The organism is Pseudomonas sp. 1 R 17 (assembly GCF_900067035.1).
In the GTDB taxonomy this organism is placed as follows: Bacteria; Pseudomonadota; Gammaproteobacteria; order Pseudomonadales; family Pseudomonadaceae; genus Aquipseudomonas; species Aquipseudomonas marginalis.
Window position 1 is genome coordinate 63,555 of sequence record NZ_FKLB01000037.1, and the last position, 7,811, is coordinate 71,365.

8 protein-coding genes are annotated in these 7,811 nt (G+C 63.5%); all 8 read left to right on the top strand.

Going from position 1 to position 7,811, the window contains the following annotated elements:
* The first annotated feature begins 23 nt into the window (after nucleotides 1–23).
* Nucleotides 24–881: a CoA transferase subunit A gene (locus BFP99_RS12125; protein ID WP_065928284.1), complete on the top strand. Its 858-nt coding sequence runs from the start codon at nucleotides 24–26 to the stop codon at nucleotides 879–881.
* A complete protein-coding gene (locus BFP99_RS12130; RefSeq protein ID WP_065928283.1) occupies nucleotides 881–1,660 on the top strand; it encodes a CoA-transferase subunit beta in 780 nt (259 codons plus the stop codon). Before BFP99_RS12125 ends, BFP99_RS12130 begins: the two co-directional genes overlap by 1 nt.
* Nucleotides 1,657–2,859 (top strand): 3-oxoadipyl-CoA thiolase, encoded by a 1,203-nt coding sequence (gene pcaF, locus BFP99_RS12135; RefSeq protein ID WP_176719692.1) that lies wholly within the window; start codon nucleotides 1,657–1,659, stop codon nucleotides 2,857–2,859. The genes BFP99_RS12130 and pcaF overlap by 4 nt, the downstream gene beginning before the upstream one ends.
* 17 nt (nucleotides 2,860–2,876) lie before the next feature.
* A complete protein-coding gene (gene pcaH / locus BFP99_RS12140; protein ID WP_065947331.1) occupies nucleotides 2,877–3,581 on the top strand; it encodes a protocatechuate 3,4-dioxygenase subunit beta in 705 nt (234 codons plus the stop codon).
* Between the two features lies 1 nt (nucleotide 3,582).
* Complete coding sequence (gene pcaG / locus BFP99_RS12145) at nucleotides 3,583–4,149, top strand: protocatechuate 3,4-dioxygenase subunit alpha (protein ID WP_027604404.1); 567 nt, start codon at nucleotides 3,583–3,585, stop codon at nucleotides 4,147–4,149.
* Between the two features lie 154 nt (nucleotides 4,150–4,303).
* The gene (locus tag BFP99_RS12150; RefSeq protein ID WP_065938827.1) at nucleotides 4,304–5,599 is read left to right on the top strand and encodes an MFS family transporter; all 1,296 of its coding nucleotides are present in this window, start codon (nucleotides 4,304–4,306) and stop codon (nucleotides 5,597–5,599) included.
* Between the two features lie 10 nt (nucleotides 5,600–5,609).
* Nucleotides 5,610–6,974, top strand: a complete 1,365-nt coding sequence (locus tag BFP99_RS12155; protein ID WP_065947332.1) for a 3-carboxy-cis,cis-muconate cycloisomerase — start codon at nucleotides 5,610–5,612, stop codon at nucleotides 6,972–6,974.
* 10 nt (nucleotides 6,975–6,984) lie between these two features.
* Complete coding sequence (pcaD, locus tag BFP99_RS12160; protein WP_065947333.1) at nucleotides 6,985–7,776, top strand: 3-oxoadipate enol-lactonase; 792 nt, start codon at nucleotides 6,985–6,987, stop codon at nucleotides 7,774–7,776.
* Nucleotides 7,777–7,811 lie beyond the last annotated feature (35 nt).

The following is a 7,811-nucleotide window of genomic DNA, read 5'->3' on the forward strand; positions in this document are numbered from 1 at the left end:
ATCCACACCGGGAGCCCAACCCCATGGCTGAAATTCTTGCGCTGCGTGACGCGGTGAAGCAATTCGTGAACGACGGCGACACTGTCGCACTGGAAGGCTTCACCCATCTGATCCCTACGGCAGCGGGTCATGAAATCATTCGTCAGGGCAAGAAAGACCTGACGCTGGTGCGTATGACGCCTGACCTGATCTACGACCAGTTGATCGGTGCCGGGTGTGCGCGCAAGCTGATTTTCTCCTGGGGCGGTAACCCGGGTGTAGGTTCCCTGCATCGCCTGCGTGACGCGGTCGAGAAGCAATGGCCGCAACCGTTGGAAATCGAAGAACACAGCCACGCCGACCTGGCCAATGCCTACGTCGCCGGCGCATCGGGCCTGCCGTTCGCGGTGCTGCGCGCCTACGCGGGTTCCGACTTGCCCAAGGTCAACCCGCTGATTAAGACCGTGACGTGCCCGTTCACCGGTGAAGTGCTGGCAGCGGTACCGTCGGTGCGTCCGGACGTCACCGTGATCCACGCGCAAAAGGCTGATCGCAAGGGCAACGTGTTGCTCTGGGGCATTCTTGGGGTGCAGAAGGAAGCGGCCCTGGCGGCCAAGCGCTGCATCGTCACCGTGGAAGAAATCGTCGATGACCTGAACGCGCCGATGAACAGCTGCGTGCTGCCGACCTGGGCCCTCACTGCGGTGTGCCACGTACCCGGTGGTGCCCATCCGTCCTACGCCCACGGCTACAACGAGCGTGACAATCGCTTCTACCAGGCGTGGGACCCCATCGCCCGCGACCGTGGGACCTTTACCGCCTGGATGGATGAATACATCCACGGCACTGCCGATTTCAGTGAATTCCAGGCCAAGCTGACCACGCAGCAGGAGGCCAAGTAATGGCTTACTCGACCAATGAAATGATGACCGTCGCCGCCGCGCGCCGCCTCAAGAACGGCTCCGTGTGCTTTGTGGGCATCGGCCTGCCGTCCAAGGCCGCCAACCTGGCGCGCCTGACTTCGTCGCCGGATGTGGTGCTGATCTATGAGTCCGGCCCGATTGGCGCCAAGCCCAGCGTATTGCCACTGTCGATCGGTGATGGCGAGCTGGCGGAAACCGCCGACACCGTGGTGCCGACCGGCGAGATTTTTCGCTACTGGCTGCAGGGCGGGCGTATCGACGTGGGCTTTCTCGGTGCCGCGCAAGTCGACCGTTTCGGTAACATCAACACCACCGTGGTCGGTGATTATCACCAACCCAAGGTGCGCCTGCCGGGCGCCGGTGGCGCGCCGGAAATCGCCGGCTCGGCCAAGAGCGTGTTGATCATCCTCAAGCAGTCGTCCCGTTCGTTTGTCGACAAGCTGGACTTCATCACCTCGGTCGGCCACGGCGAAGGTGGGGATTCGCGTAAACGCCTGGGTCTGCCGGGTGCCGGTCCTGTCGGAATCATTACTGACCTGTGCATCATGGAACCGGAAGAGGGCACCCACGAATTCGTGGTCACCGCCCTGCACCCAGGGGTGACCCGCGAGCAAGTCGTAGCGGCCACCGGTTGGGCGGTTCGATTTGCCGAGCAGGTCAGCACCACCGCCGAGCCGACCGAGGTCGAGTTGACCGCCCTGCGTGACCTCGAAGCACGCACGGCCGCCGCCCACGGCCAAGCACCGGGAGAAGCCTGATGCGTGAGGTATTTATCTGCGATGCCATTCGCACCCCCATCGGCCGCTTTGGCGGTGGCCTGTCCAGCGTGCGCGCCGATGACCTGGCGGCCGTGCCGATCAAGGCGCTGATCGAGCGCAACCCTTCCGTGGACTGGTCGGCCGTTGACGAGGTGTTCCTCGGCTGCGCCAACCAGGCCGGTGAAGACAACCGCAACGTCGCCCGCATGGCGCTGTTGCTGGCCGGCCTGCCGGAGAGTATTCCGGGGGTGACCCTCAACCGTTTGTGCGCCTCGGGCATGGATGCGATCGGCACCGCGTTTCGCGCCATCGCCAGCGGCGAAATGGAGCTGGCGATTGCCGGTGGCGTCGAGTCGATGTCCCGTGCGCCGTTCGTGATGGGCAAGGCTGATGCGGCGTTTTCGCGCAACATGAAGCTGGAAGACACCACCATCGGCTGGCGTTTTATCAATCCGTTGATGAAAGCCCAGTACGGCGTGGACGCCATGCCGCAGACCGCCGATAACGTCGCCGACGACTACCAGGTCTCCCGCGCCGACCAGGACGCCTTTGCCCTGCGCAGCCAGCAACGCACCGCCGCCTCCCAGGCGGCCGGATTCTTCGCCGAAGAAATCGTGCCGGTACGAGTCGCCCATAAAAAAGGCGAAACCGTGGTGGAGCACGATGAGCACCCCAGGGATACCACCCTTGAAGCCCTGGCCAAACTCAAACCGGTCAACGGCCCGGACAAGACCGTCACCGCGGGCAATGCCTCTGGGGTGAACGACGGTGCGGCCGCACTGATCCTGGCGTCTGCCGAAGCGGTTAAAAAACACGGCCTGACTGCCCGCGCCCGCGTGCTGGGCATGGCCAGCGCCGGCGTTGCGCCACGGGTGATGGGCATGGGCCCGGTGCCGGCGGTGCGCAAGCTGGTGGAGCGCCTGGGCCTGGCCGTCACTGACTTCGATGTGATCGAACTCAACGAAGCCTTCGCCAGCCAAGGCCTGGCGGTGCTGCGTGAACTGGGCATCGCCGACGACGCACCCCAGGTCAACCCGAACGGTGGCGCCATCGCACTGGGCCACCCCTTGGGCATGAGCGGTGCGCGGCTGGTACTGACGGCCCTGCATCAGTTGGAAAAAACCGGCGGCCGTAAAGGCCTGGCGACCATGTGCGTGGGCGTCGGCCAAGGCCTGGCCCTGGCGATTGAACGCATCTAATAAGAGAGGACTGCTCCATGAGTGACAAGCCCGGTTACCGGCGCCCGCAAGCGGGCACTCAGCCTGATTACCTGCACCCGGCCTACCAGTCGACGAACCTGCGTTCGCCGTCCCAGCCGTTGGTGTTCCTGCCTCATTCCTTGTCGGAAATCACCGGCCCGACCATCGGCGCCGAGCGAGTCAGCGAAAAGGACAACGACCTCACCGCCCAACACGACGGCGAACCGTTGGGCGAACGCATCATCATTCATGGCCGCGTGCTGGATGAAAACGGCCTGCCGGTGCCGGGCATCCTCGTGGAGATCTGGCAGGCCAACGCCGCCGGTCGCTACAACCACAAACGTGACCTGCACGATGCGCCGCTGGACCCGAACTTCACCGGCACCGGGCGCACCGTCACCGACGCCGATGGCTGGTACCAGTTCCAGACCATCAAGCCCGGCGCCTACCCGTGGGGCAACCACCACAACGCGTGGCGCCCGGCGCATATCCACTTTTCGCTGTTCGGCCCGAGCCTGCTGACGCGCCTGGTGACGCAGATGTATTTCCCTGGCGACCCGCTGCTGGAATACGACCCGATCTACAACTGCGTACCGGATACCAGCGCCAAGGAACGCTTGATCGCCCGTTTCGACCTGGAAAAGACCATTCCTTCCTATGCCCTCGGCTACCGCTGGGACATCGTCCTGCGCGGCCGCGACGCCACGCCGATGGAGAAATGAGATGACACTCAACGCGACCACGTCCCACACCGTCGGGCCGTACTACCACATCGGCCTGACCTGGCTGAACCGCGAAGACTTGACCGTCGCCGCCACCCTCGGCGAGCGCGTGGCGATCAGCGGGCAAGTGGTGGACGGCAACGGTGATGTTGTCAACGACGCCATGCTCGAAGTCTGGCAGGCCAATGCCGCCGGCAAGTACGACCACCCTGAAGACGAGCAGGACAAGGCGCTCGACCCGAACTTCGAAGGCTTTGGCCGGGTGCCGGTGGATGCCGAAGGGCGCTTCCGCTTTACCACGATCAAGCCGGGCAGCGTGCCGGGCCTGCAAGGCACGACCCAGGCGCCGCACCTGGTGGTGCTGGTGTTTGCCCGTGGCTTGGTGAAACACCTGCTGACGCGGATTTATTTCGAGGGCGAGGCGTTGAACGGGGACGACCCGTTGCTGGCCTGTGTGCCTGCCGAGCGGCGCGGCACGTTGATTGCCAAGCCGGATGCGGCTGGGGTGCATCAGTGGAATGTGATTTTGCAGGGCACAGATAAGGAGACGGTGTTCTTCGATTATTGATCGGTAGCAGCGGTAAGTTTCAAGCTGCAAGCTACAAGGAAGAGCAGTGACCGCGTCGGTTTTTCTCTTGCAGCTTATAGCTTGCTGCTTGCAACTACCTCCGGTTGTTGCAAAGTATGTCTAGGCTATAACCGTTCCCACTGAGTGAAAAACCATGACAACAACCACCAGTCACTACACCGGAGAAGAGCGCAGCAAACGGATCTTTGCGATTGTCGGTGCCTCCTCCGGCAACCTGGTCGAATGGTTCGACTTCTACGTCTATGCCTTCTGCGCCATTTACTTCGCCCCGGCGTTTTTTCCGTCGGATGACCCCACGGTCCAACTGCTCAACACCGCTGGCGTGTTCGCTGCCGGCTTCCTGATGCGCCCCATCGGCGGCTGGCTGTTCGGCCGGGTCGCCGACAAGCACGGACGCAAGAATTCGATGATGATCTCGGTGCTGATGATGTGCGCCGGTTCCCTGGTCATCGCCTTTTTGCCCACCTACAAAGACATCGGCGCCTGGGCCCCGGCCCTGCTGCTGGTGGCGCGGCTGTTCCAGGGCCTGTCGGTGGGGGGCGAATATGGCACCACCGCCACCTACATGAGTGAAGTCGCGCTCAAGGGCCAGCGTGGGTTTTTTGCCTCGTTCCAGTACGTGACCCTGATCGGTGGCCAACTGTTGGCGGTGCTGGTGGTGGTGATCCTGCAACAGATCCTCACTGAGGAAGAACTGCGGGCCTGGGGGTGGCGGATTCCGTTCGTGATCGGTGCGATTGCCGCGGTGATTTCCCTGCTGCTGCGCCGCACCCTCAAGGAAACCACCAGCAAGGAAACCCGCGAGGACAAGGACGCCGGCAGTATCGCCGCGCTGTTCCGTGACCATAAGGCGGCATTCATCACCGTGCTCGGCTACACCGCAGGCGGTTCGCTGATTTTCTACACCTTTACCACCTACATGCAGAAGTACCTGGTGAACACCGCCGGGATGCACGCCAAGACCGCCAGTTACATCATGACCGGCGCGCTGTTCCTGTACATGTGCATGCAGCCGCTGTTCGGCATGCTGGCCGACAAAATCGGCCGGCGTAACTCAATGCTGTGGTTCGGCGCGTTGGGCACACTGTGCACGGTGCCGATCCTGCTCAGCTTGAAAACCGTCAGCAGTCCGTTCCTGGCGTTTGTGCTGATCACCCTGGCCCTGGCGATTGTCAGCTTCTACACCTCGATCAGCGGCCTGGTGAAGGCGGAAATGTTCCCGCCACAAGTGCGCGCCCTGGGCGTGGGCCTGGCCTATGCGGTGGCCAACGCAATCTTCGGCGGTTCGGCGGAATACGTGGCCCTGGGCCTCAAATCCATGGGCATGGAAAACACCTTCTATTGGTATGTCACCGGCATGATGGCGGTGGCCTTCCTGTTCAGCTTGCGTTTGCCGAAACAGGCGGCGTACCTGCATCACGATTTGTAAGGGATGAGTTATGACACTGCGCACGAGCAATCAACTGTTCGACGCTTACTTCACTGCTGACAGCATGGCCGAGGTGTTCTGCGACCAGGGACGCCTGCAGGGCATGCTCGATTTCGAAGCCGCGCTCGCCCGGGCGCAGGCCCAGGTCGGGTTGATCCCGCAGGCGGCCGTGGCGCCGATTGCCCAGGCCTGCCTGGCGTCGCTGTACGACGTGGATGCCCTCGGTGTGGCGATTGCCACGGCGGGGAATTCGGCGATTCCGCTGGTGAAGGCGCTGGGCAAGTTGATTGCCAGCGGGGATGCCGGGGCCGAACGCTATGTGCACCTGGGCGCGACCAGCCAGGACGTGATGGACACCGGGCTGGTGCTGCAACTGCGCCGGGCCCTGGGGTTGATCGAAACGGATCTGGCGCGTCTGGGCGATGTGCTGGCCGCCCAGGCCCAGCGTTATGCGACGACGCCGTTGGCCGGGCGTACTTGGTTACAACACGCGACGCCGGTCACCCTGGGGATGAAGATTGCCGGTTGGCTGGGCGCGGTGACGCGCAGTCGCCAGCGTTTGAAAGAACTGCAACCGCGTTTGCTGGTGCTGCAATTCGGCGGCGCGTCCGGGACGTTGGCGGCACTCGGTGAACACGCCATGCCGGTGGCCGAGGCGCTGGCGTCGGAGTTGCAACTGAGCTTGCCTGAACAACCCTGGCACACCCAACGCGACCGACTGGTGGAGTTCGCCTGCGTCCTGGGCCTGATCGCCGGCAGCCTCGGCAAACTGGGTCGCGATATCAGCCTGCTGATGCAAACCGAAGCGGCCGAAGTGTTCGAGCCGTCGGCGCCCGGCAAGGGCGGTTCGTCGACCATGCCGCACAAACGCAACCCGGTGGGCGCCGCTGTGCTGATCAGCACCGCCACGCGCGTGCCCGGCCTGGTGGCGACGATGTTCAGCGCCATGCCCCAGGAACATGAACGCAGCCTGGGCCTGTGGCACGCCGAATGGGAAACCTTGCCGGAGATTTGCCGCCTGGTGTCCGGGGCCCTGAAACAAGCGCTGCTGGTGAGCGAAGGGTTGGAAGTCGACCCCGGACGCATGGCCCACAACCTCGACCTGACCCAAGGGCTGGTGCTGGCCGAAGCCGTCAGCATCGTGCTGGCTCAACGCCTGGGCCGGGAAACCGCGCACCACCTGCTGGAGCAATGCTGCAAACGCGCCGTCGCAGAAGGGCGCCACTTGCGCGCGGTGCTGGCGGACGAACCGCAGGTCACCGCCGAGTTGTCCGCCCCTGAGTTGGACCGCCTGCTCGACCCGGCCCACTACCTGGGCCAGGCGCACACCTGGGTCACTCGCGCTGTCACCGAACACTTTGCATTGACCGCCTAAGGAGAACGCTGTGGCTTTCGTACACCTCGCCGAGGGCGAACTGCATTACCAACTCGATGGCCCCCTGGACGCACCGGTGCTGGTGCTGTCCAACTCGCTGGGTACCGACCTGCATATGTGGGACATCCAGATCCCGGCGTTTACCGAGCATTTCCGGGTGTTGCGTTTCGACACCCGTGGCCACGGCAAATCCCTGGTGACCGAGGGACCGTACAGCATCGAGCAGTTGGGCCTCGACGTGATCGCACTGCTGGATGCGCTGGATATTCAGCGTGCACATTTTTGCGGGCTGTCCATGGGTGGCTTGATCGGCCAATGGCTGGGGATTAATGCCGGTGAGCGCCTGCAGCGCCTGGTGGTGTGCAACACCGCCGCCAAAATCGGCACGCCGGAGATCTGGAACCCACGGATCGAGATGGTCCAGCGTGATGGCGCGGCGGCCATGGTGGCCTTGCGCGATGCGTCGATTGCGCGTTGGTTCACCGCCGATTTTGCGGCAGCCAACCCGCACCAGGCCAAGCAGATCACCGACATGCTTGCCGCGACTTCGCCCCCAGGTTACGCGGCCAACTGCGCCGCCGTGCGTGATGCCGATTTCCGTGAGCAGTTGTCGAAGATCAAGGCGCCAACCCTGGTGATTGCCGGCACTGAAGATGCCGTCACGCCACCGGCCGGTGGTCACTTTATCCAGCACCATGTGCAGGGCGCCGAGTACGCCGAGTTCTACGCGGCGCACCTGTCCAATGTGCAGGCCGGTGCTGCGTTCAGTGATCGGGTTATCAAATTCCTGCTGGCCCGCTGAGGCCGCTGTTGTGGCAAGTGGGCTTCCTGTGGCGA

Bases quoted from the DNA above. Each gene is read 5' to 3' on its own strand.
- pcaH (WP_065947331.1), top strand. From the start codon at position 2,877: ATGAGTGACAAGCCCGGTTACCGGCGCCCGCAAGCGGGCACTCAGCCT.
- BFP99_RS12155 (WP_065947332.1), top strand. From the start codon at position 5,610: ATGACACTGCGCACGAGCAATCAACTGTTCGACGCTTACTTCACTGCT.
- BFP99_RS12125 (WP_065928284.1), top strand. From the start codon at position 24: ATGGCTGAAATTCTTGCGCTGCGTGACGCGGTGAAGCAATTCGTGAAC.
- BFP99_RS12150 (WP_065938827.1), top strand. From the start codon at position 4,304: ATGACAACAACCACCAGTCACTACACCGGAGAAGAGCGCAGCAAACGG.
- BFP99_RS12130 (WP_065928283.1), top strand. From the start codon at position 881: ATGGCTTACTCGACCAATGAAATGATGACCGTCGCCGCCGCGCGCCGC.
- pcaG (WP_027604404.1), top strand. From the start codon at position 3,583: ATGACACTCAACGCGACCACGTCCCACACCGTCGGGCCGTACTACCAC.